The sequence below is a fragment of the Pedobacter sp. genome (assembly GCF_965227205.1).
In the GTDB taxonomy this organism is placed as follows: Bacteria; Bacteroidota; Bacteroidia; order Sphingobacteriales; family Sphingobacteriaceae; genus Pedobacter.
Genome location: NZ_OZ245727.1, coordinates 1924585 through 1946272 on the forward strand (window position 1 = coordinate 1924585; position 21688 = coordinate 1946272).

Genomic DNA, 21688 nt, shown 5'->3' on the forward strand with positions numbered 1-21688 from the left:
TGTTTGGGTAAATTAATTATAAACTTTAATCATGAAAACATAGTCTTGCAACTTTTCTATTTGTTTCGCACGTTTTAATCCAGATAGCGCATTTTTTTTATTAGCAGAAATTTTCTTTCCTAAAGAATCTTGAGGAATAGCACGCATTGCTTCTAAAATATATTTAGATTTTATAGCGAATGAAGCACCCTCTGCAGAAGTTTCTTTTCCACTAATAATACCAACAAGGTTTCCATTATTATCAAGTAACGGGCCACCGCTATTACCAGGATTTAATGGAATAGCAACCTGATACTGTGTTGTATCACCAATAAAACCACTTTTCGAACTTACATAACCTTCGCCTAAAACAGCATCATCTTTCGGATAACCCCATGTGTAAACATTCTCACCTACACCCGTGCTATTTCTCTTAATTGTATAAGGTAAAGCAGTTAAGTTTTTGAAGTTTTTATCATCAATTTTCAAAATAGCGATATCGTATTCCGGATCTTTAAGAATAACTTTTACTTTAAAAGATTCGCCAAGGTTATTTTGAATATATACTGAATCAGCACCATTAATAACGTGTAAGTTGGTAGCGATATAGCCATTTGTAGAAACTGCAAAGCCTGTTCCGCCGAAGTTACCAGGATTTGATTGCTTATTTGCAGGCAAATTATTTGTACTTATTTTACGAATTAAGTTATTCTGCGTTTTTACTGCATTTGTAACATTCTTACTTAACTGTACAAATTTATCAGCTTGCTGACTGTTATGCTGTATAGAATATATTGAAACAAAAGATAAAACAATAAATGAAGCAGCAACTGCAATTGCAGATCTATGCTTGCGCCATAACTGAACAACACGAGATGGATGTGGCCTAACTGCAGCAGCGATGGTTTCAACATCAATTTCTGAATGTATTTTATCTAATTGCTCTTTTAATAGTAATTGCTGTGCATATTCTTCCATTGTGTGCAAGAAAACTTTATGCGATACTACTTTATGGTCAACATTTGCATCATTACGGCGCAACTGCTCAAAAGCCTCGGCTTCTTGTGCGTTAAGTTTACCTAAAAGATAATCTTCAATAATTGCATCTAACTCTAAATCGTTTCTCATTTCCTTTACTAATGTTGAAAAAATATTTTCTTTAACCTTTGCAAGCACTTATACTTTTGTGTTTTTGCATTATCTGTATTGGTATAACCAAACTTTTCGCAAATATCCTGCATGGATAAATTGTGGATATAAAAATCCTGAATAATGGTTTTACAAGGTTCGCCCAAATGTTCCAAAGCCGATTGCATCTTAACAAAAGCTGCATCTTTCTCTTCATGCTGCTCCACATCCTCATCTACAACAAACACATCTTCATAATCGGTTATATTACCTGCCTTCTTACTATTTTGGGCTAATTTTTTAAGCCAAATACGACGGCAAACCGAATAAATATATGTTTTGAGTTTACTGCTTAGCTCAAAATCTCCTTGTTTTATCTTATTATATAAAACAATTATAGCTTCCTGATAAACATCTTTAGCATCATCTTCATTGCCATTATTATTAAGTATAAACTGCAATATCATCGAGTAATACGCTTTATACAATTTATTAAGGGCATCTTCTGAGTTATTTAGAATACCTAAAATAACCTCTCTATCTGTTGGAACTGAACTCTTTAAACCGTTATTCACCAGTTAATACTTTTTTCTTTAAATAGTAACCCAATATTAGATAAAAAAAATATCTCTAGCTACTTATGTACACTTAATACTATCCACATTATAACGGTAACCCACAGCCAAAAAAAAATATTTTCACTTTTATTAAAATTATCGGGTTACCTTTTTACCTTTGCGGCATTAATGGTAAATTAATTAATACTTAAAAAAATTCAAAAATGAAAAATGCATTCAAATTAGGCTTTTTAGCTTTAGCTTTATCTTTATCAGTTGTTGCTTGTAACTCAGAAAAAACTGCTGAAGGTACTGATTCTGCTGCTGTTGATACTGCTGCTGCAACTCTTGATTCAGCTGCTGCTACTGTAGATTCAGCTGCTGCTAAAGTTGATTCAGTTTCTGCTAAAGTTGATTCTGCTGCTAAAGCTCACTAGTCAATATTTAAAAGACAAAAATTAAAGGCTTTTGAGTTTTCTCGAAAGCCTTTTTTAGTTTTATTCATTTCTATTTTATCAAAAAGTATTTATCATGAAAAAAATCTTCAAATTAAGTTACTTAGCTGTGGCTATATCTTTATCAGTTGTAGCTTGCAGTTCGGAAAAGAAATCTGATGAAATCGATACTACATTGGTTGATTCATCTACAATTGCACCACCAGCCGCAACATCTGTTGATACGAATACGGTTGATACAGTGGCAATTGATTCTACAAAAAAGCCATTGTAAAGCTGAAATAAAATATTTTAAAAAAAAATTAAATAGTTGGGTTACCTTTTTAATATAGTGGTATTAAGGGTAATTAAAACGATTAATAAAACCTTAAAACAAATCCAAAAATGAAAAATGCATTCAAATTAGGCTTTTTAGCTTTAGCTTTATCTTTATCAGTTGTTGCTTGTAATTCAGAGAAAAAAGCTGAAGGTACTGATTCTGCTGCTGTTGATACTGCTGCTGCAACTCTTGATTCAGCTGCTGCAACTGTAGATTCTGCTGCTGCAACTGTTGATTCTGCTGCTGCTAAAGTTGACTCTGCTGCTAAAGCTCACTAGTCAATATTTACAATATTTAAAGGCTTTGATTAATTTCAAGGCCTTTTTTTGTTTTTGTACAATTCTTTAGATACAAAAGCCATAAAATCCATCAATTGTAGTAAATTTGCGGTCAAAATATAATCCGCATAATGAATTTAACCTCACTACAAGCAATTTCACCAGTTGATGGTCGTTACAGAAAAACAACCGAAAGTTTAGCCGCTTATTTTTCAGAACAAGCCTTAATTAAATATCGTGTTTTCGTAGAAATTGAATATTTTATTGCATTATGCGAGATAAACCTTCCAGGATTAGAAAAATTCGATAAATCACTTTATCCTCAGCTTAGAAAAATTCATGAAAACTTTTCCGAAATTGATGCTTTAGAGATAAAAGAAACAGAAAAAGTAACCAATCACGATGTTAAAGCCGTTGAATATTTTATAAAGGCAAAATTTGATGCGTTATCTCTTCAAGACTATAAAGAATTTATCCATTTTGGCTTAACCTCTCAGGATATTAACAATACTGCAATTCCATATTCTATAAAACTTGCGCTAAACGAAAGTTACTACCCTGCAATTCAATCGTTGATTAAAAAGATTGAAGAACTTGCAACCGAATGGAAAGAAATTCCAATGTTGGCGCATACACACGGGCAACCAGCTTCACCAACCAAATTGGGTAAAGAGTTTTTAGTTTTCGCTGAGCGATTAATCATCCAATTAGAAGGGTTAAAAAATATCCCAAACAGTGCCAAATTTGGCGGTGCAACCGGAAACTTTAACGCACATCATATCGCCTATCCTCTAGTAAATTGGGTAGATTTTTCTAACAATTTTGTAAACGAAACTTTAGGTTTAACCAGAGCACAGCATACTACACAAATTGAACATTACGATCAGTTCGCGGCACAATGTGATGCTTTAAAAAGAATTAACAACATTATTATTGATTTAGACAGAGACATCTGGACTTACATTTCGAAAAACTATTTTAAACAGAAAATTAAAGCAGGCGAAATTGGTTCATCGGCTATGCCGCATAAAGTTAACCCAATTGATTTTGAAAACGCTGAAGGTAATGCTGGAATTGCAAATGCCTTATTCGAGTTTTTCGCAGCTAAACTTCCAATTTCTCGTTTACAAAGAGATTTAACAGATTCTACAGTTTTAAGAAATGTTGGTGTACCATTCGGACACACTTTAATTGCAATTAACTCAACTTTAAGAGGCTTAAATAAAATTTTATTAAACGAAGCTGCTTTAAATGCAGATTTAGAAGATAATTGGGCAGTTGTTGCCGAAGCGATTCAAACTGTCCTAAGACGTGAAAACTATCCAAATCCTTACGAAGCCTTAAAAGAACTAACCAGAACAAATTCAAAAATAAATGCAGATAGTATTGCTCAATTTATTAATGGTTTAGCAGTTTCTGAAAATGTAAAAGCTATTTTAAGAACGATAACACCATTTAATTATACAGGCGTTTTCTAATATTAAATTGACGCTAAACAGACAGCCAAAAAAAGCTTTATTAATCTTTATTAGTAATTTTGTTTTATCAAATTGATTAGACATGACCATTAACGTATATACAGAACAAACTCCAAACCCAGCAACCATGAAATTCATGGTAAATAAGCTGTTAATAAACGGAAGTGAAGATTTCGCTACTAAAGAAAGTGCTGAACATTCTCCATTTGCTAAAGAGTTATTCAAATTTAATTTTGTTGCGGGTGTGTTCTTCGCAAGCAATTTTGTTACCATAACAAAAACTGATGATGCTGAATGGGCAGATATCGAAGCTATTTTAAAAGAATTTGTAAAAGGTGCCGTTGAATCTGAATTAAAAATAAAAGAAGAAACTGCTGATGAAGCACCTGCTTTTGAAGGTTCGGAAACTGAAATTAAAATACAGCAAATTTTGCACGATTATGTTCGTCCTGCGGTAGAACAAGATGGTGGTGCAATAACGTACAAATCTTTTGATGAAGGTGTTGTTACTGTAGAACTTCGCGGTTCTTGCAGTGGTTGTCCTTCTTCAACAATTACATTAAAATCTGGTATCCAAAATTTATTACAAAGAATGGTTCCGGAAGTTACTGATGTTGTTTCAGAGGCATTATAAAGATTTTTTATCTTACCCATAAAAAAAGCTTATCAAACGATAAGCTTTTTTTTGTTTGTGCTCATTTTTTGGAGCTTAATAAATATAGACGATTCGTCATTGCGAGGCACGAAGCAATCTTTTAAAAAATAAATTATTATTAAGTATTAAAATATCTACCCAAAATATTTTTTAATCGCCACTAACATCTCATTTGTTATTTTTCCATTAGTAGCCAGAATTTCTCTTTTACCAAAAAAATCACTTCCACCACCGAAATCAAAAACTTCTCCGCCCGCTTGTTGTACTATATAGCAACCAGCAGCAAAATCCCAGGGTTGTAAATTGTATTCAAAAAAAGCATCAAATCGACCGCAAGCAACATAAATCAAATCTGTTGCAGCAGAACCCATGCGTCTTAAACCATGAGTTTTTTGCATCATTTCTTCAAGTAACTTTAAATATTGAGGCTGCTTATTAAATTCGTAATAAGGAAATCCGGTTGCAAGCAAGCTAGATTTTAAATCAGGATTTGATGAAACTTTAATCTCTTTTTTGTTCATAAATGCCGAGGCATCCTTATAAGAATAAAACATTTCTCCTCGATTCAACTCATAAACTACGCCTAAAACGGCTTTATAATCTTCATACAATGCAACGCTAATGGCATACGTAGGTAATCCATGAATAAAATTTGTTGTTCCATCTAGTGGATCGATAATCCATTTATAAGTTTTTCCTTCGCGATTTATGGTTTTCTCTTCAGTCAAAAATCCAGCATCAGGAATTAGTTTTTCAAGGTTTTGAACCAGTTTTTGCTCAGCTGTTTTATCAACATAAGAAACCATATCATTTAAACCTTTATACTCAATCCTCTGCGCATCAAATTGCATAGCTTCTTTACGGATAAAATTTCCGGTAAGCCTAACAATCGATATCACTTTATTGCATATTAATTCGTAATTCATAGTTATTTAAACAACAAAGTATTTATGTTGTTGCGTTTTTAAATGAATTTATAAGTTTTAAGCCAATTTATTTTTATTCCTTAACGAATAAAAACTTAAGATAATTCCGCCTACTACCAGAAATGCAGAAATCATTTCTGCTTGTGTAAAAGATAAACCAAACACATGGTACTTTGAATTTACACGATATAATTCTATAGAGAAACGCTCTACACCATTTAAAATCATGTAAATTCCAAACATTAAGCCTGGTGCTTTTATTTTATGGCGAATGCTCCACAGAAAAGCAAAAAGAATTAAACAAATAATTACCTCATAAATTGGAGTTGGATAAACACCTTGAGCAAGTTCATTACAAAACTTTCCGGCCCCACAACCTGGAATCGGAATCCCTTCGCCAACTACGTTATTTGGATATTTGTAAGACCATAACCAATCTGGCAACCAAGAAAATGGTTTTGGATTCGGGTTTACAATTCCCCAATCCCCATCGCCAGATAAGTGACAACCAATCCTACCTACAGCATAAGCCAGCATCATACCTGGTCCACCAACATCTAGCATATGTAAAGGCTTAATGCCGTTTTTCCTCGCGATATATAAAACTGCAGCACCACCGCAAATTAAACCACCGTAAAAAGTTAAACCACTAAACGATAATAATCTTTCAATAGGGTTTTTCACAAAATCATCCCAATACTCCAAATTATCGAAAAATTTAGCGCCAAGAAAGCCCCAAATCGCCGCCCACACAATCAAATGACTCATTAACTGATAAGGATGCATGGTAACTTTCGTTTCCTTCGGATTAGCTAGTTTATGTTTCTCCTTTTCTTTATAATCCCAATAAGCAAATAAAATACCCAAAAACAAACCACCAAAAATATTTCCTTTAGCCGACATCAATATTGATTGAGCATCGCTTACAAAAAGGCTATAATTAAGTAATGCGTACAACAATTTATAGCCAATAATAAATCCAAAAAGTCCGTTTAATATTAAATCGGTTGTGGTTGCCGGTTTACCAATAACAATAGTTTTTACAATTGGATGTAATACACCTAATGCTTCTTTACGTTTTAGTTCTTGCGTAAAAGCCCAATAACCTGCTACAAATGCAAGCGCAACAAAAACACCAAATGTATTAAACGGTAGTGGCAAATTTATGCCTAACAGGTATTCTAAAAAATGTGAAACGGTAGGAAACATACAAATAATTTGATGCGAAGATAGGAAAGAAACAGCAAAGCTGAAAGCTGTAAATAGTTAACTAAAAATGCAATTATTTTAATTTGAAAAGCAATTTCCTCTTATAATCGGTTATGATAGTCCTGCTCTACGCTCCAATCTTTTTTAAGAAAAATAAAAAAGGATTTCTGCTTCGCTCAGGTTTATTTTACTTCTGCAGTTTTCTATAGGATTTGCTGGGAGCAGGCCGAAATTAATTGCAGAAACCCGAGTTAAATAAACGGGATAGCAGCGATATCCTTTTTGGTTTTAAGTTGAAACTTACGAAGTTTCAAAAGCACTGATACCGTTAGACTTCGTAAGTTTCTCAAGAGCCAAAAAGATTTAGCGGATAGCCCGGCTAACCTTAATAAAGCTTCTAAACTACTTTTCTAATATTATTAATGATGTGCGTAAACAGAATCTAGTTCTGCAACTTCAACGTCGCCATCGGCGGTAATTTCTAAGAGCTTAACGGCTTTAAGTTCGTTAACCATAACCGGATCGTATTTAGCCCTTACCTTAACGTAGTTTTTGGTAAAGCCATGCATATAGCCCATTTTCTGATCGGCTTCGAAGAGCACCTCTCCTTCTGTACCAATTTGAGATTCGTAAAAAGCACGACGTTTTTTATCAGATAAAATATGAAGCATTCTACTACGTTCATTACGTTCGCTACCATTAACAACACCTTTCATTTCGGCTGCAGCGGTTAATTCGCGTTCTGAATAAGTAAAAACGTGTAAATAAGATATATCGAGCTGGTTTAAAAATTGGTAAGTATCTAAAAAGTCCTCCTTAGTTTCACCAGGAAAACCAACAATAACATCAACACCGATGCAGCAATGCGGCATTACCTCTTTAATTTTGGCAACACGCTCTACGTATAAATCTCGGCGATAACGACGGCGCATTAAACCCAAAATTTTATCGGAACCAGATTGTAACGGAATATGAAAGTGTGGCACAAATCTTTTAGAGTTTGCAACAAACTCAATAATTTCGTTGCTTAAAAGATTTGGCTCAATTGAAGAAATTCGGATACGCTCGATACCTTCAACTTTATCCAAAGCTTTAACTAAATCAAAAAATTTATCTTCACGTTCGCCGTTTCGAATACCAAAATCGCCTAAGTTTACGCCGGTAAGTACAATTTCTTTAACGCCACTTTCGGCAATAATCCGAGCTCGGTTAACAACATTTTCTATAGTGTCGCTCCTACTTGCGCCACGAGCCAATGGAATAGTACAGTAAGTACAAGGATAATCGCAACCATCTTGTACTTTTAAAAATGTTCGTGTTCTATCGCCAATTGAATAAGAAGCTATGAAATTATGATTAACTTTTTCTATATTTTGCTGATGAACAATCGCTTTAGGTTGCTTTGTTAAATCAGAAATAAATTCAACGATTCTAAACTTTTCGGCTGCTCCTAAAACCATATCAACGCCTTCAATTTCGGCAATTTCCTGTGGTTTTAGTTGTGCATAACAACCAACAATAGTAACGTAAGCGTTTGGAGAATGCTTTAAAGCTTCTTTTACAACTTTACGACATTTTTTATCGGCATGCTCAGTAACAGAGCAGGTGTTAATTACATAAACATCGGCTGCATCCTGAAATTCGACCACAGCATAACCTGCATCAGTAAATAATCTACCAATGGTAGATGTCTCGGAGAAATTTAGTTTACAACCTAATGTATAAAATGCGACCTTTTTCATTTAGCCTGCAAAGATACAATTTTGTATCAAGATTGTTGATTGACGTTTTATGGATTACGTAACCTTACCGTAAAATAACAAAGTTACTTAGCTTATTCTTCGTTCCAACGATAGCTTTTTTGCTCAAAACCGGCTAAATCTAAAACCCTACTTACAACTGTACCAGCAACTTCTTCCAGCGTTTTAGGCAAACTGTAAAAAGATGGATTAGCCGGACAAATAATTCCGCCAGCTTCGGTAATTGTTTTCATGTTGTTGATGTGAATTAAACTAAATGGTGTATCTCTTACAACGGCAATTAGCTTTCTTCGCTCTTTCAATACAACATCTGCAGCCCTTGAGATTAAATCGTTAGAGATGCCATGCGCAATTCTGCCAAGCGTACCCATAGAACATGGGATGATAATCATAGTATCGTATTTGGCAGAGCCCGAAGCAAATGGTGCATTAAAATCATTTTTGTGATAGAAAGTAAATCCGTAATCTTCGTATTTAGTATTTCCCAACTCAAACTGCCAAACTTCTTTAGCATTATCACTCATTACAACACCAACGGCTTCAATTTGGTCTTTTAGCTCAACTAATTTATCCAAAAGAACCTTTGCATATATAGAACCACTTGCGCCCGTAATGGCTACAATAATTTTCTTTTTATTCATATCAGTAATGCAAAAGTAAGCTTTATTAAACATACGTAACAAAAAAGGGCCAGAACAAAGTTCTGACCCTACATCTACCTATGAAAAACATACCCTCGAAAGGGTAAGAACAAATATATATATATTTTTAAAAAAAGATAATTGATATGTGCTAAATCGACAGAAAAACACAACTATTTTTTAAATCAAAACATAATTAACTGTTTTTCAATTAATTAATTTTACAAAAAATTAAAACAATTCGCACTAAAAAGTGTGCTTTTTACACTAAGCATATTAAAAATGTAATATATAACAACATTTAATTACTAACTAATAATACTATTTTAAACCTCAAATTATTTATTCTTATATTTTATTGATTGATTTTGAAGCAATGATGTTTTGGTAAGTATTAAACTAATACCTTAGTCTGTGGTCAATTATAGTAGACTATATTAATTTCAAAAAGAAAAACTCCCGATTTTTTGTCGGGAGTTTTCGTAATTAATGATGTTAAATTATTACTGTTTCGGTGCCGTAGCAGCAGGCTGTTCTGGTGCTTTACCAATTAGCTCCATGAATTGGTCTAACTTAGGTGTAATAATAATCTGAGTTCTTCTGTTTTTCGATTTTCCGGCAGGCGTACTATTATCGGCAATTGGATTAAACTCACCTCGACCACCTGCTGTTAAACGTTTAGGATCAACTGCAAATTTGGTTTGCAAAGTTTGAACCACCGATGATGCTCTTAAAGCACTCAAATCCCAGTTATTTCTAATATTAGTTTGAGCAATTGGAACATTATCAGTATTACCTTCAATTAATACATCATAGCTATCGTAATCTTTGATAATCTTGGCAATTTTGCTAAGTGTTTCTCCAGCTTTATCTGATATTTCATAGCTACCAGATTTATACAACATATTATCAGCTAATGAGATATAAACTACGCCTTTTAAAACCTGAACATCGACATCGCCCAATTCTTCTCTACTTAAAGAGCGAGTTAAGTTATTTGTAAGCACCATGTTAAGCGAATCGCTTTTGTTTTTAGCGTTTATTAACTGTTTGATATATTTATTCGAACTGTTAATCTCATCTACCAGTTTCGAAATGTTAACATTACCTTGATTACTTGAATTTAAACATTTAGTTAAAGCATCTTGTAATGCTGCTGTGTTAGCTTTTTCTGAAGCAATTTGCTCTTCTAAACTCTTAACGCGGCTTGTTGCGCCAGTTAGATCTCTTTGGCTATCTTGATATTTATTACTTAACTCTTGATTTCGTTCTCTTAGCTTATCAAAAGTTGTTTGTAACTCAGCATATTTTTTGTTACTCACGCATCCTGAAATCAAAATGATGGAGAGTATTAGTAAAGGAATTGATTTGTAAAGTTTCATAACTTTCTATTTTTAAATTATAAATTTCATAATTGATTACAACAACCGTTCCCTTTTAATGTTTTAACTCGAATTTTAAGCTTTATTAACTTTTAATCAAGGTTTTATAAAACAATATATAATCAATTGTTTCATTTACAAAAAAATCAGAAAATTGAGATCTATTTTAAGGTATTATTTAATAGATAATTAAAGATGAGTAATTCTACTACCTCATAAACATAATTTTAATTAAGTTTGAACTTAAGTAAATCGTTTTAGTAAATTATTAATCTTTGAGCATTATTGCTTGATTGTTCACGTTAAAAAAATTATCTTGCATGTCTAAAACAAAATATAACGATTATCTATGACGAAGCTCTTTGTTGGTGGGTTACGACCTGATATTAGTGAAATGGATCTGGCAATGCTTATTGGTCTTTATGGAAATATTGAAACCATTAAGGTTGTTCGCGATAGAGCTACAAACAAATGCAAGGGCTATGCCTTTGTAGAAATGCTGAAAATAGACGATGCACAAAAGGTTATATCTGCGTTAAACGGCGAATCTTATAAAGGAAATGTACTAAATATTAAAATTTCTGAAGATGAGCCAGCAAAATCACCAAAGGTTGTTAAAAAGTTCATAGCTAGAAAACCTACAAGATAGACTTTGGAAAGCTGTTTTATAAGTCTGTCTTTTGCAATACTCTAAATTAGAATTAGAAATACTTTTGTTGTATTCGAAAAAATACTTAATCTTACAGTTCATTAATTATTGTTTTGATAAACACTGATTAATTGTTTGTTAATGGAGGATATTTATATCCTCCATTTTTTTTAAGTAAAAGATTTGATGAATAATACACCATCACTCATGCCTATTACAATTCTATTTTGTGATTAACGATTAATTGATGAGTACCAATTAATTGGGTGAGAACGAAGATTCATACCATCACTTTCAATATGGTATAAAATTATGGGTTCAGAAAAATCTACAAAACGCTCAATCTTTCTTGAAAGTTTACCTAAAAAATCGATACTTGAAATACCTTCTTTTAGATGGACGTATATTACTGTTGCTGTTTTAAACTCAAAACGTTCTACAACACCAGGCCATTCAGATTTTATTCTATTTAAAAAAGCCGTAATTTTCTTTTGATTTTTGAGGATATCCATAAGCTTTAGGTTTTTATTAAGCTTAAAATAGTGATTATTTCATTTAATAAAATGATTTAAATCGCACTCGTCAAAAAAATTACAGAGTAAAAAATTCGTCACATAAATATTAACCTAAGCAAGTTCTATCCAAACCGGACCATGGTCGCTGGTTTTCTCCCATCCCCTCACCTGCCTGTCAACACCGCCTGCTTTTAACCTTTCTAAAAGTTGCTCATTCAATAAAAAATGATCTATTCTTAATCCGGCATCTCTACCATATGCATTTCTAAAATAATCCCAAAATGTATAAATTTTTTCATCAGGATAGAGTTTCCGCAAAGCATCTGTCCAACCTTGATTAATTAGATTATGAAATGCAGCTTTAACCTCTGGTCGGAAAAGTGCATCTTCAACCCATCTTTCTGGCTTATAAACATCAAAATCTGTTGGTATAACATTAAAATCTCCGCAAATAACTGTAGGCAAATTATATTCCAATAGTTTTTGAGCATGCTTAAATAAACGGTCTAACCAGGCCATTTTATATTCTAGCTTTGGTCCGGGTGCGGGATTTCCGTTTGGTAAATACAGGCAGGCTATAACTACATCATCAACCATTGCTTCAATATACCGACTTTGTAAATCTTCATTATCACCAGGCAAACCTCTTTTTAATTCTTTTATTTCTTTATCTCTTGCCAAAATAGCAACGCCATTCCAACTTTTTTGCCCATTCCAAATTGCATTATAACCTGCATTATTTATTGCTTCTATCGGAAATTTCTCATCAGGTGCTTTTAGCTCCTGCAAGCAAACAACATCAGGTTTAGTTTCATCTAGCCAGCGTAACAGAACAGGCAATCTTCCATTTACACCGTTTACATTATAGGTAGCAATTCTCATTCTAATTAATATTTCAGATAAAATGTAATAAATTAATGTGCATTGTGTAGCGTTAATTCATCTTAATACGTTTTCAAAGAAAATAGCATTATGAAAAACAAAACGCTTTTATTGCTAAAAACCATTACCGGTATTTTAATTATAGTAACAATAGTTCACTTTGTTAAAATTGTTTATAGTACCACAGAACAAAGCAAAACTGTTCAAAGCCATTAAGCTTAATGATAAAATATTAAGATAACTTCCAATCGGGCCTTTCGAAATGGCAAGTATAGCCATAAGGTACTTTTTGAAGATAATCTTGATGATCTTCTTCTGCATTCCAAAAATCAGAAGCAGGTACAATTTCGGTAACGATTTTACCTGGCCAAACACCAGAGGCTTCCATTTCTTCAATTAATTGGTTTGCAACAATTTCTTGTTCAGGATTTAGATAAAAAATTGCAGAGCGATAAGACGTACCAACATCATTTCCTTGCCTGTTTTTAGTTGTCGGATCGTGAATTTGAAAAAAGTACTCAAGTAATTTCCTGTAAGATAACACAGATGGATCAAATTTAATTTCTATTCCTTCGGCATGAGTTCCATGATTTCTATAAGTTGCATTAGGAACATCTCCTCCGGTGTAACCTACTACGGTAGATTGTACTCCAGGCAAGTGCCTTATAAGCTCCTCTACGCCCCAAAAACATCCACCTGCCAATATCGCTTTTTCAATTTCCATAACTTTATATTTATTTATGAAGGTACACAGCGATAAAATCTTAAACAAATTGAAAAGGCTGTAATTACACTCTCTGGACAATTTTACGAAGAAATACGTTTCGCTTAGAGGAACTCAAGATTGGTTTATAAAACAAAAAAGGAAATCGAAAGATTTCCTTTTTTGTTTTAGCGGAAAGCGAGGGATTCGAACCCCCGGACCTATGACAGTCAACAGTTTTCAAGACTGCCGCATTCGACCACTCTGCCAGCTTTCCGCTGCAAAAGTAATCATCTAATCGATATCTGCACAATAAAAAATAAGATTAATTGAGCTTTTTATCTAAGATTATGATAATCAAGCACAATCTTTTATTTTCTTATGCGCTTTAAAGAAATAGTCATTCAGCTTAATTATCATTATTAAAATACAAAGTTTTAATCTGATGATTTTTTTGCTCTGTAGATTAAGGAGTTACAATTTCTTAACAAGAACAGATTAAAAAACAAACGGAAAAGCATTTAATTTTGCAATTATGGCAAACCAAAATATCAGCAAATTATTGCAGAATAAAATAGAGTTACTAAAAATTGAAGTTGAAAACGCTCAATTAGAATTAAAAAAATGGGAAACAATGGCTAATGAATATAACGAACAGCCAGATAAGTTTGAGCTTATTGCCACCTTGCTTATGGGCGAAACGGCAGAAAATAAAAAAGCTAGAAAAAAAGTTTAATAAGAAACGAAGGATTTTTACACATCAATATAATTGCTATGCCTTAAAATAGCAATTATAGCTCTAGCCAAATATAACTAAGCACTTACACCAATTGCTTCGCAATTAAAACGAAGATGCTCCAGAGAAACCCCATCATAATTTAAGATAAAAATTTCTAATGGGTGGTTAAAATCTACCAGAGCGCCAAGTTTTGGCATAAGTGTAGATGTAAATGCATATTCATCAACATTTTCTAATAGTTGAATAAAAACTAATCTTTCATTCATATACCTGGCCGTTTCAATAAAACCTGGCCACTCTAATTTTATTTTTTCAATAAAAGCATGGGTATTGTGTCGTTCTATCAATCTAGTCATAGCGTTAATAAGATTATCAACAAATATAACCACCAGGCACAAGTAGTTTTTCTAAGAAAATGAAAAATTGAAAAAATAGTAATTGATATATATCATTTATTTTTTTCTAATAGATTAATTATTAAACATTTATCACGAATTATTTCGCTACATCATTAAAATACAATTATTTTAACAAAAGGGTAATATTACGGTATTAGTAATTATACAATGTTTTAATTTTGTGTACATGGAAACCTCGGGTAACATAACGCTTTTAAAATCATTTTTGAAGAAAATTCAGCAGCTACAGGGATACGGAGACATGAATTCTTACGTTTTAGCTTATGAATATAAAAAGATAGCTGATGTTTCTGACACTAATCTTGAAAAAATTATAGATGCGTTTTCATCACCTAAAACATGGTATTTAGGGAAAACTAAATTTATTGATCACATTGAAACACAAATTGGCGAAGTGTATAACTTATAAAAACTATTGTGCTTAAATATAGTTATTATTTAGATAATGAATAAACTACTTATAATTCTTCTGTTTTTTGTAATTATTAGCACTGGGTGTAAAAAGAAATTTTGCGGTGTAATTTCTGCTATAAGTACCGAGGTATCTCCGGCTGATGGTCAGCCTTTGTACAAAGTTTATTTAGAATCAGGTGAAATTGTTCCAATGAAATCACGAGGTGGATTGCAGGTTGGGCAGTCTTATTGTAATGATTAGCATTAAGAATACTCTTGTCTTCCCAAAATCTAAATCTTTTAAAAACTATATTTCCTTATCAAGTCATTTATATTTCTAGAATTTAATTTTTCCTTTATAAATTATTTGTAACAATTGCTTCAAAAAGATACCAAAAGCAATATTGTTTCTATATTTATTTGCCCAAAAAATAAATATAAAGTGAGCTATGAAGAATATTCTTGAAAGAAATCATGTAAACATTATCGGAAAAGGAGAAAAAGTATTGATGATGGCTCATGGTTTTGGTTGCGACCAACGTACATGGAAGTTTATCACCAGCGCTTTTTTAGAAGATTACAAAATTGTATTATTTGATTATGTTGGCTCTGGAAAATCAGATATAAATCAATACGATTATCATAAATATTCATCTTTAGAAGGATATGCATGTGATGTAATAGATATTATTGAAGAACTTAAACTAAAAGATATTGTATTTATTGGCCATTCGGTTAGTGGAATGATAGGTATGCTTGCTGCCCTTCAAATCCCTGAAACCATTAGCAAACTTATTTTTATTGGGCCTTCTCCAAAGTACATTAATGAAAACGAATACTATGGTGGATTCGAGCGAGAACAGGTTGACGGTCTATTTAAATTTATGGCAGATGACTATATCGGATGGGCTAAATATTTAGCTCCAAATGTAATGGGCAACTTAGAGCATCCAGAACATGCAGAATTTCTGCAAGAGTGTTTCGAAGCTATGAATCCTAAAATTGCCCTTGAATTCGCTATGGCAACCTTTAATTGCGATTATAGAGATAAATTACAAAAACTAAAAACGCCAAGTATCACTTTAATGAATGATAATGATATAATTGTACCATTGGAAGTTGGTGATTTTATTAAAAGACATACGCCGTACAACACAGTACATTTATTAAATGCTACAGGTCATTATCCTCATATAAGTGCACCTGAGGAAACAATAGCTGCTATTAAGTTATATCTCAATAAAAAAACTGAAACTAATTCGAATAGTCAGTCGATATCTGAATCTATAAATTCTTAAGTATTAACTTCTTTAAATTGATAAATTTTTAAAGAGTCATTGCTGAAGCTAATAATATCGCATTTTTAAAATTGCTCTTGCACTTCAAGAGGTAATCCAAATTAAAAGACTCATTATTAAATTGATAAGAACTATCAACATTTGTTTCTAAAAAAAACACACTGGCTTTAACATTAGCAGTAATACGCTCTGCAATTTTCGCTTCTATTTCTATTCCAGTTGTTTTCATGCTGTATTTATGGATGCACTAATTTACATCTATCATTAAAATTTGAGATTAACTTAACATTAAATCTGAATACAATCTTTTTAACACATAAATGTTTATGTTAATATACGATTTAATAGTGTAAAACGTAAATTTTAGATAGCTAATTTCTTTAAGCCTGCTACCAAATCTTTAGGCAATTATTATCTTTGTATAAGTTTATGACTCATTCTAAAAATAATCCAGCTATAACTTTTAGCGATGATAGACTTCTTGAAGTCCTTCAAAACACACAAGAAGCCACAGCAATTTACATTAGTGAAGATTTATTCATCCGCTTTGCTAATAATGCCATGCTCCAAATTTGGGGAAAAGATCGTTCCATTGTTGGTAAACTTTTCGATGAGGCAATGCCAGAAATGATTGGTCAGCCTTTTAAATCGCTTCTGCAAAATGTATGGAGAACCGGAGTGAGCTATTACGCTTCTGATACACCTGCTGACATTATCGTAGATGGAGAATTGCAAACTTTTTATTTCGATTTTGAATACAGAGCAATGCTCGATGAAAATCAAAAAACCTATAGCATTATTCATACAGCAAGAGATGTATCTCAAAGAAGAGCATCATTAATGCTGATAAGCGAAAAGGAAGAAGAAGAACAGGCAATTACCGAAGAAATGGCCGCAACAGTTGAAGAACTACTTTCTACGAATGAGGAATTAAACAAATCGATGGTTCTACTTGCTGATAGCAGAGAACATATTCGCACCATAATTGAGCAAGCGCCTGTAGGTATTTGTGTGCTTGAAGGTGATGATTTAATAATAGAAATTGCAAATAAGGCAATTTTAAATATTTGGGGACGTAAAGAATCTGAAGTTTTAGGGAAATCGCACGAATTAGCAAGACCAGAACTTAAAGGGCAACCAGTAAACGAATGGTTGAGAGGTGTTTATGAAACAGGAATCCCTAAAATTAATAATGTTTTCAGGGTGATGCTTTACCAGGAAAGTGGATTACGTGAAGCTTTTGTAAATTCAATTTATCAGCCAATTATATCTTCATCAGGACAAGTAACTGGTGTATTGGTTATTCTTGAAGAGATTACAAAGCAGATATTAGATTCCCGCGAACACGAAAAAGCTCAACAAATGCTTTCCTTAGCTATTGATGCAGGAGAATTAGCAACTTTTTATTACGAGCCTCTAAGTAATCTTTTTTCGGGAAATGATTTATTAAAAAATTGGTTCGGACTTTCTAGTGATGAAAAAATGGACTTAAGCAGTGCTTTCGCAGCCATTCACGATGATGATAAAGAACGAGTTGCAAAAGCAATTTCTGAAGCGCTGTTGCAAGAACATGGCGGTCGGTATGCAATTGATTATCGACTAAAAACCAATTCATCAGCAGAAATTAGAACAGTGCAAGCAATAGGCAGAACAACTTTTGATAACAATGGGAATGCTTTAAGTTTAAATGGAACACTACGTGACATTACGGAGCAAAAGAAAGATGAGCAGCGTAAAGATGATTTTATCAGCATGGTTAGCCATGAATTAAAAACTCCCTTAACTTCTTTAAATGCATATATTCAGGTTTTGCAACGCACTGCAATTAAACAAGAAGACAAAGCATTAGACAATGTTTTGGGTAAAGCACTGAAACAAATCAGAAGTATGACTTCTATGATTAATGGTTTCTTAAATGTGTCGAGACTTGAATCGGGAAAAATGTCAATCGAGATTTCTTCATTTAGTGTTAAAGAATTATTTCGTGAATTAGAATCAGAACTTCATGCTACGATCCACACACATCTTTTAGAGTTTGAAGTAGCTGATGATATTTACCTTAAGGCCGATAGAGATAAGATAGCTCAGGTTATTCAAAATCTGGTTGGAAATGCGGTAAAATACTCACCAATGGGCTCTACCATTAAACTCAGATATGAATTAAAAAACAATGATGTTATCTTTTCAATCAAAGATAGAGGAATGGGAATTTCTGCAGAAGACCATGAGCATATATTCGAACGCTACTACAGAGTAAAAAGTCAACATATGGGATCAATTGCTGGCTTTGGTATTGGGTTATATCTATGTAAGGAAATAATAGAAAGACACGGCGGCACTATTTGGTTAAATAGCGAGTGGGAAAAAGGTACAACGTTCTTCTTTAAATTGGTGCAAGGCCAGTAGGCTTTACTTCTAAAACAGGTGTAACTTCTTCCCTATCGATATATTTTATTACTTATCAAGATATTGTTTTACAATTCAATATCCTTTAAGCTATTCATTTTCTTGTAAGCGAGGAAACCCTTTATATCTTCAAAATGTTCACGAACGCGTTTATTTCCGAACTCAAAAACTTTTTTAGCCAAACCATCTAAAAAATCCCTATCGTGAGATACTAAAATCAAAGTACCATCAAAATCTTTTAAAGCATCTTTAATAATATCTTTGGTTTTCATATCTAAATGGTTCGTTGGCTCATCGAGAATTAAAACATTAACGGGTTCTAACAACAGCTTAATCATTGCTAAACGGGTTTTCTCACCGCCTGATAATACTTTTACTTTTTTCGTAGTATCATCACCGCTAAACATAAAAGCACCTAAAAGGTCTTTAATTTTTATTGTACCATCGGTTAATGGAATTTGGTCGATAGTTTCAAAAACGGTTAAATTCTCATCAAGCAATGCAGCTTGATTTTGTGCGAAATAGCCAATTTTAGCGTTATGCCCAACTTTTAAACCTCCATCGAAGTCTATTTCTCCCATAATGGCTTTAATCATGGTTGATTTACCTTCGCCATTTTTGCCCACAAAAGCGACTTTTTCGCCTCTTTCGATAACCATCGACGCCTTTTCGAAAACAACATGGTCACCATAAGTTTTGGTAAGTTCTTCTACCATTACCGGATATTGTCCTGATCGTGGAGAAGGAGGAAATTTTAACCGCAGCGCTGAAGTATCAACTTCATCAATCTCGATAACCTCAAGTTTTTCGAGCATTTTAACACGCGATTGAACCTGCAAAGTTTTTGAATAAGTACCTCTGAACCTATCAATAAACTCCTGATTATCGGCAATAAAACGTTGTTGCTCCTCGTATGCTTTTAATTGATGTACGCGACGTTCGGCTCGCAATTGTAAATAGTGAGTATATTTTGCTTTGTAATCGTAAATTCTACCCATTGTAACCTCAATTGTACGATTTGCAATATTATCTACAAATGCTCTATCGTGTGAGATTACCATTACGGCCTTTGCCGAGTTGATTAGAAAATCTTCAAGCCACTGAATACTTTCTATATCCATGTGGTTTGTTGGCTCATCTAGCAAAATAAGATCAGGTTTCTGTAGTAGAATTTTTGCCAATTCAATGCGCATACGCCATCCGCCAGAAAACTCAGATGTTTGACGATCGAAATCTTTACGCTCAAAACCCAAACCTTTTAATACTTTTTCTACTTCTGCATCATAATTAGTTTCTTCTATCGAATAAAATTTCTCGCTAAGTTCAGATACACGTTCAATAAGCTTCATGTAATCATCACTATCGTAATCGGTACGAATCGTAAGCTGTTCATTCAACTCATCAAGTTCTTTTTGCATTTGGTTTACCTCTGCAAAAGCTTTCATTGTTTCTTCGAAAACCGTTACATTATCTTGCGTTAGCAAATGTTGTGGCAAATAGGCTATAACTGCATCTTTCGGACCAGTTACATTACCAGAAGTTGGTTTAGCTACATCAGCAATGATTTTTAAAATGGTCGATTTTCCTGCTCCATTTTTACCCATAAGGGCAATTTTATCATTTTCGTTTATAGAAAAAGTTACATCACTAAAAAGGGTAGTTCCGCCGAATGAAACGGAGATATTATTTACATTAATCACGATTGGGCATATTAAATTCGCGGCAAAGATAAAATAAAGAGAATGATTTATGGCAACAGACTAATCATTTCATAAACAATATGTAGCTTCATTTTTACAGGATGTTTTTCAAACATCACCTATTTTTATCAAAAAATATTCAACCTATGTTAAAGAAAATATCAAAGCTTGCCTTTCTTACTATGCTTTCTGCTACGGCATTAGCACAAAACACAACAAATACTTCTGGTACGCAAACACCCCAGCGTAACAGAAATGCACCACGCCCTTACTCGATAACCATTGATAACAAGACAAAAGTAAATTTAGATACAGCCAAAATCAATGCTGCATTTAAAGAAACTTATCCGGCTTTTGCCTCAGCAGATGGTTACCGAACCAAAAGAGAAGTAACGATGCGAGTTATTGACACCACCAATAATTTTACAATTAAAGCTGTTCCGGGCGAAATCGTTGTAAACAGCAAATGGATTAAAAAGAAAGCTAATTTCGACAACTTTCAGATTAACCTTCAACAAGCACTGCATAAAAACTGGACATCAGTTGACACCATCAAAAAGGACGATTATCAGTTAGTTTTTATAAATAAAAACTCTGCATTTAATCCTAACATTCAAAAAGAACTTATTGAAACTTACTTTAAAGTTTTCCCAACATTGGTAAATACATTTAATGATAAAACCACCCATAACGTTTTATTTGTTACCGATACAGCTTACAAAGGCGTTGCGGAAGCTAGTGGTAATAGAATTCTGTTCAGCACGAACTACATGAATGCTCATCCTACCGATATTGATATTGTAACTCACGAAGGCATGCACCTGGTACAAGGTTATGGTTATGGCTCAGGGCCAGTTTGGCTAACCGAAGGCATTGCTGATTTTATCCGTTACAGATATGGCGTTGATAATATTGGTTCTAAATGGGCTTTGCCAGATTTAACGGCTAAACACAACGAAAAGAAATACGAGAATAGCTATCGTATAACTGCTCGTTTTTTTGAATGGATAGACCAAAAGGTTAAACCAGGATTAATTATTGAAATGGATAAAGAACTGAGAAACAAAACTTACAATAAAGATACCTGGGTTAAACTATCAGGAAAAACTATTGATGAGCTTTGGGATGAATACGCAAAAAACCCTGAACTAACATTGAAATACAGCGGTAAGGAAAGAATATAATCTTGACTTTTCAGATAACGAAAAAGGAGCAAT

The 21688-nt window shown here is 33.2% G+C and carries 25 protein-coding genes and 1 tRNA gene; 12 read left to right on the forward strand and 14 right to left on the reverse strand.

The features are described from left to right. Positions 1-12: 12 nt before the first annotated feature. Positions 13-1107, reverse strand: coding sequence for a trypsin-like peptidase domain-containing protein (locus tag ACO05K_RS08295; protein ID WP_421943976.1), 1095 nt, complete (start codon positions 1105-1107; stop codon positions 13-15). A gap of 8 nt (positions 1108-1115) precedes the next feature. Further along, positions 1116-1682, reverse strand: coding sequence for an RNA polymerase sigma factor (locus tag ACO05K_RS08300; RefSeq protein WP_421943977.1), 567 nt, complete (start codon positions 1680-1682; stop codon positions 1116-1118). Positions 1683-1888: 206 nt separating this feature from the next. On the opposite strand from ACO05K_RS08300, the gene ACO05K_RS08305 reads away from it, so the two are divergent. From ACO05K_RS08305 to ACO05K_RS08325, 5 genes are all read left to right on the forward strand, one after another. Continuing rightward, on the forward strand, positions 1889-2101 hold the full coding sequence (locus tag ACO05K_RS08305; protein ID WP_421943978.1) for a hypothetical protein: 213 nt from the start codon (positions 1889-1891) through the stop codon (positions 2099-2101). Between the two features lie 94 nt (positions 2102-2195). Continuing rightward, on the forward strand, positions 2196-2393 hold the full coding sequence (locus ACO05K_RS08310; RefSeq protein WP_421943979.1) for a hypothetical protein: 198 nt from the start codon (positions 2196-2198) through the stop codon (positions 2391-2393). A gap of 110 nt (positions 2394-2503) precedes the next feature. Further along, positions 2504-2716 (forward strand): hypothetical protein, encoded by a 213-nt coding sequence (locus ACO05K_RS08315; RefSeq protein WP_421943980.1) that lies wholly within the window; start codon positions 2504-2506, stop codon positions 2714-2716. 131 nt (positions 2717-2847) lie between these two features. Beyond that, a complete protein-coding gene (gene purB / locus ACO05K_RS08320) occupies positions 2848-4194 on the forward strand; it encodes an adenylosuccinate lyase (RefSeq protein WP_421943981.1) in 1347 nt (448 codons plus the stop codon). Positions 4195-4276: 82 nt separating this feature from the next. After that, positions 4277-4828: a NifU family protein gene (locus ACO05K_RS08325; protein WP_421943982.1), complete on the forward strand. Its 552-nt coding sequence runs from the start codon at positions 4277-4279 to the stop codon at positions 4826-4828. 155 nt (positions 4829-4983) lie between these two features. Here the strand turns inward: ACO05K_RS08325 and ACO05K_RS08330 are convergent, their stop codons facing one another. The 5 genes from ACO05K_RS08330 to ACO05K_RS08350 all read right to left on the reverse strand — a co-directional run bounded on the left by ACO05K_RS08330 (position 4984) and on the right by ACO05K_RS08350 (position 10767). Next, complete coding sequence (locus ACO05K_RS08330; RefSeq protein ID WP_421943983.1) at positions 4984-5775, reverse strand: inositol monophosphatase family protein; 792 nt, start codon at positions 5773-5775, stop codon at positions 4984-4986. Between the two features lie 57 nt (positions 5776-5832). Beyond that, positions 5833-6984 (reverse strand): prolipoprotein diacylglyceryl transferase, encoded by a 1152-nt coding sequence (locus tag ACO05K_RS08335; RefSeq protein WP_421943984.1) that lies wholly within the window; start codon positions 6982-6984, stop codon positions 5833-5835. Between the two features lie 419 nt (positions 6985-7403). After that, positions 7404-8726, reverse strand: a complete 1323-nt coding sequence (gene mtaB, locus ACO05K_RS08340; RefSeq protein ID WP_421943985.1) for a tRNA (N(6)-L-threonylcarbamoyladenosine(37)-C(2))-methylthiotransferase MtaB — start codon at positions 8724-8726, stop codon at positions 7404-7406. A gap of 92 nt (positions 8727-8818) precedes the next feature. Beyond that, positions 8819-9385 carry a UbiX family flavin prenyltransferase gene (locus ACO05K_RS08345; RefSeq protein ID WP_421943986.1) on the reverse strand — a complete coding sequence of 189 codons (567 nt, stop codon included), beginning with the start codon at positions 9383-9385 and terminating at the stop codon, positions 8819-8821. Between the two features lie 503 nt (positions 9386-9888). Then, on the reverse strand, positions 9889-10767 hold the full coding sequence (locus ACO05K_RS08350; RefSeq protein WP_421943987.1) for an OmpA/MotB family protein: 879 nt from the start codon (positions 10765-10767) through the stop codon (positions 9889-9891). Positions 10768-11116: 349 nt separating this feature from the next. Here ACO05K_RS08350 and ACO05K_RS08355 point away from each other — a divergent pair, with 349 nt between their 5' ends. Then, the gene (locus tag ACO05K_RS08355; protein WP_421943988.1) at positions 11117-11416 is read left to right on the forward strand and encodes an RNA recognition motif domain-containing protein; all 300 of its coding nucleotides are present in this window, start codon (positions 11117-11119) and stop codon (positions 11414-11416) included. A 233-nt stretch (positions 11417-11649) separates the two neighbouring features. On the opposite strand, the gene ACO05K_RS08360 is transcribed toward ACO05K_RS08355, so the two are convergent. The 4 genes from ACO05K_RS08360 to ACO05K_RS08375 form a co-directional block, all read right to left on the reverse strand. Continuing rightward, positions 11650-11928: a hypothetical protein gene (locus tag ACO05K_RS08360; protein WP_421943989.1), complete on the reverse strand. Its 279-nt coding sequence runs from the start codon at positions 11926-11928 to the stop codon at positions 11650-11652. 114 nt (positions 11929-12042) lie between these two features. Beyond that, the gene (gene xth, locus ACO05K_RS08365; RefSeq protein WP_421943990.1) at positions 12043-12813 is read right to left on the reverse strand and encodes an exodeoxyribonuclease III; all 771 of its coding nucleotides are present in this window, start codon (positions 12811-12813) and stop codon (positions 12043-12045) included. 232 nt (positions 12814-13045) lie between these two features. Further along, complete coding sequence (msrA, locus tag ACO05K_RS08370; protein WP_421943991.1) at positions 13046-13537, reverse strand: peptide-methionine (S)-S-oxide reductase MsrA; 492 nt, start codon at positions 13535-13537, stop codon at positions 13046-13048. A 171-nt stretch (positions 13538-13708) separates the two neighbouring features. Next, a tRNA-Ser gene (locus tag ACO05K_RS08375) sits at positions 13709-13793 on the reverse strand. A 258-nt stretch (positions 13794-14051) separates the two neighbouring features. Here ACO05K_RS08375 and ACO05K_RS08380 point away from each other — a divergent pair. Continuing rightward, positions 14052-14252, forward strand: coding sequence for a hypothetical protein (locus ACO05K_RS08380; RefSeq protein ID WP_421943992.1), 201 nt, complete (start codon positions 14052-14054; stop codon positions 14250-14252). A 77-nt stretch (positions 14253-14329) separates the two neighbouring features. Here ACO05K_RS08380 and ACO05K_RS08385 read toward each other — a convergent pair whose 3' ends face one another. Next, positions 14330-14611 carry a hypothetical protein gene (locus tag ACO05K_RS08385; protein ID WP_421943993.1) on the reverse strand — a complete coding sequence of 94 codons (282 nt, stop codon included), beginning with the start codon at positions 14609-14611 and terminating at the stop codon, positions 14330-14332. Positions 14612-14840: 229 nt separating this feature from the next. On the opposite strand from ACO05K_RS08385, the gene ACO05K_RS08390 reads away from it, so the two are divergent. From ACO05K_RS08390 to ACO05K_RS08400, 3 genes are all read left to right on the forward strand, one after another. Then, positions 14841-15083 (forward strand): hypothetical protein, encoded by a 243-nt coding sequence (locus ACO05K_RS08390; protein WP_421943994.1) that lies wholly within the window; start codon positions 14841-14843, stop codon positions 15081-15083. Between the two features lie 36 nt (positions 15084-15119). Beyond that, positions 15120-15329: a hypothetical protein gene (locus ACO05K_RS08395; protein ID WP_421943995.1), complete on the forward strand. Its 210-nt coding sequence runs from the start codon at positions 15120-15122 to the stop codon at positions 15327-15329. A gap of 187 nt (positions 15330-15516) precedes the next feature. After that, positions 15517-16365, forward strand: a complete 849-nt coding sequence (locus ACO05K_RS08400) for an alpha/beta fold hydrolase (RefSeq protein WP_421943996.1) — start codon at positions 15517-15519, stop codon at positions 16363-16365. Between the two features lie 28 nt (positions 16366-16393). Here ACO05K_RS08400 and ACO05K_RS08405 read toward each other — a convergent pair whose 3' ends face one another. Further along, positions 16394-16594, reverse strand: a complete 201-nt coding sequence (locus ACO05K_RS08405; protein WP_421943997.1) for a hypothetical protein — start codon at positions 16592-16594, stop codon at positions 16394-16396. A 200-nt stretch (positions 16595-16794) separates the two neighbouring features. Between ACO05K_RS08405 and ACO05K_RS08410 the strand changes: the two genes are divergently transcribed. Further along, a complete protein-coding gene (locus tag ACO05K_RS08410) occupies positions 16795-18771 on the forward strand; it encodes an ATP-binding protein (RefSeq protein WP_421943998.1) in 1977 nt (658 codons plus the stop codon). Positions 18772-18839: 68 nt separating this feature from the next. Here ACO05K_RS08410 and ACO05K_RS08415 read toward each other — a convergent pair whose 3' ends face one another. Beyond that, positions 18840-20471 (reverse strand): ABC-F family ATP-binding cassette domain-containing protein, encoded by a 1632-nt coding sequence (locus ACO05K_RS08415; RefSeq protein WP_421943999.1) that lies wholly within the window; start codon positions 20469-20471, stop codon positions 18840-18842. A 146-nt stretch (positions 20472-20617) separates the two neighbouring features. Between ACO05K_RS08415 and ACO05K_RS08420 the strand changes: the two genes are divergently transcribed. Then, complete coding sequence (locus ACO05K_RS08420; protein ID WP_421944000.1) at positions 20618-21655, forward strand: basic secretory protein-like protein; 1038 nt, start codon at positions 20618-20620, stop codon at positions 21653-21655. The last annotated feature ends 33 nt before the right edge of the window (positions 21656-21688 follow it).

Bases quoted from the DNA above. Each gene is read 5' to 3' on its own strand.
- mtaB (WP_421943985.1), bottom strand. From the start codon at position 8,726: ATGAAAAAGGTCGCATTTTATACATTAGGTTGTAAACTAAATTTCTCC.
- ACO05K_RS08410 (WP_421943998.1), top strand. From the start codon at position 16,795: ATGACTCATTCTAAAAATAATCCAGCTATAACTTTTAGCGATGATAGA.
- ACO05K_RS08350 (WP_421943987.1), bottom strand. From the start codon at position 10,767: ATGAAACTTTACAAATCAATTCCTTTACTAATACTCTCCATCATTTTG.
- ACO05K_RS08360 (WP_421943989.1), bottom strand. From the start codon at position 11,928: ATGGATATCCTCAAAAATCAAAAGAAAATTACGGCTTTTTTAAATAGA.
- purB (WP_421943981.1), top strand. From the start codon at position 2,848: ATGAATTTAACCTCACTACAAGCAATTTCACCAGTTGATGGTCGTTAC.
- msrA (WP_421943991.1), bottom strand. From the start codon at position 13,537: ATGGAAATTGAAAAAGCGATATTGGCAGGTGGATGTTTTTGGGGCGTA.
- ACO05K_RS08305 (WP_421943978.1), top strand. From the start codon at position 1,889: ATGAAAAATGCATTCAAATTAGGCTTTTTAGCTTTAGCTTTATCTTTA.
- ACO05K_RS08355 (WP_421943988.1), top strand. From the start codon at position 11,117: ATGACGAAGCTCTTTGTTGGTGGGTTACGACCTGATATTAGTGAAATG.
- ACO05K_RS08385 (WP_421943993.1), bottom strand. From the start codon at position 14,611: ATGACTAGATTGATAGAACGACACAATACCCATGCTTTTATTGAAAAA.
- ACO05K_RS08420 (WP_421944000.1), top strand. From the start codon at position 20,618: ATGTTAAAGAAAATATCAAAGCTTGCCTTTCTTACTATGCTTTCTGCT.
- ACO05K_RS08335 (WP_421943984.1), bottom strand. From the start codon at position 6,984: ATGTTTCCTACCGTTTCACATTTTTTAGAATACCTGTTAGGCATAAAT.
- ACO05K_RS08380 (WP_421943992.1), top strand. From the start codon at position 14,052: ATGGCAAACCAAAATATCAGCAAATTATTGCAGAATAAAATAGAGTTA.
- ACO05K_RS08395 (WP_421943995.1), top strand. From the start codon at position 15,120: ATGAATAAACTACTTATAATTCTTCTGTTTTTTGTAATTATTAGCACT.
- ACO05K_RS08405 (WP_421943997.1), bottom strand. From the start codon at position 16,594: ATGAAAACAACTGGAATAGAAATAGAAGCGAAAATTGCAGAGCGTATT.
- ACO05K_RS08345 (WP_421943986.1), bottom strand. From the start codon at position 9,385: ATGAATAAAAAGAAAATTATTGTAGCCATTACGGGCGCAAGTGGTTCT.
- xth (WP_421943990.1), bottom strand. From the start codon at position 12,813: ATGAGAATTGCTACCTATAATGTAAACGGTGTAAATGGAAGATTGCCT.
- ACO05K_RS08315 (WP_421943980.1), top strand. From the start codon at position 2,504: ATGAAAAATGCATTCAAATTAGGCTTTTTAGCTTTAGCTTTATCTTTA.
- ACO05K_RS08390 (WP_421943994.1), top strand. From the start codon at position 14,841: ATGGAAACCTCGGGTAACATAACGCTTTTAAAATCATTTTTGAAGAAA.
- ACO05K_RS08295 (WP_421943976.1), bottom strand. From the start codon at position 1,107: ATGAGAAACGATTTAGAGTTAGATGCAATTATTGAAGATTATCTTTTA.
- ACO05K_RS08310 (WP_421943979.1), top strand. From the start codon at position 2,196: ATGAAAAAAATCTTCAAATTAAGTTACTTAGCTGTGGCTATATCTTTA.
- ACO05K_RS08325 (WP_421943982.1), top strand. From the start codon at position 4,277: ATGACCATTAACGTATATACAGAACAAACTCCAAACCCAGCAACCATG.
- ACO05K_RS08330 (WP_421943983.1), bottom strand. From the start codon at position 5,775: ATGAATTACGAATTAATATGCAATAAAGTGATATCGATTGTTAGGCTT.
- ACO05K_RS08400 (WP_421943996.1), top strand. From the start codon at position 15,517: ATGAAGAATATTCTTGAAAGAAATCATGTAAACATTATCGGAAAAGGA.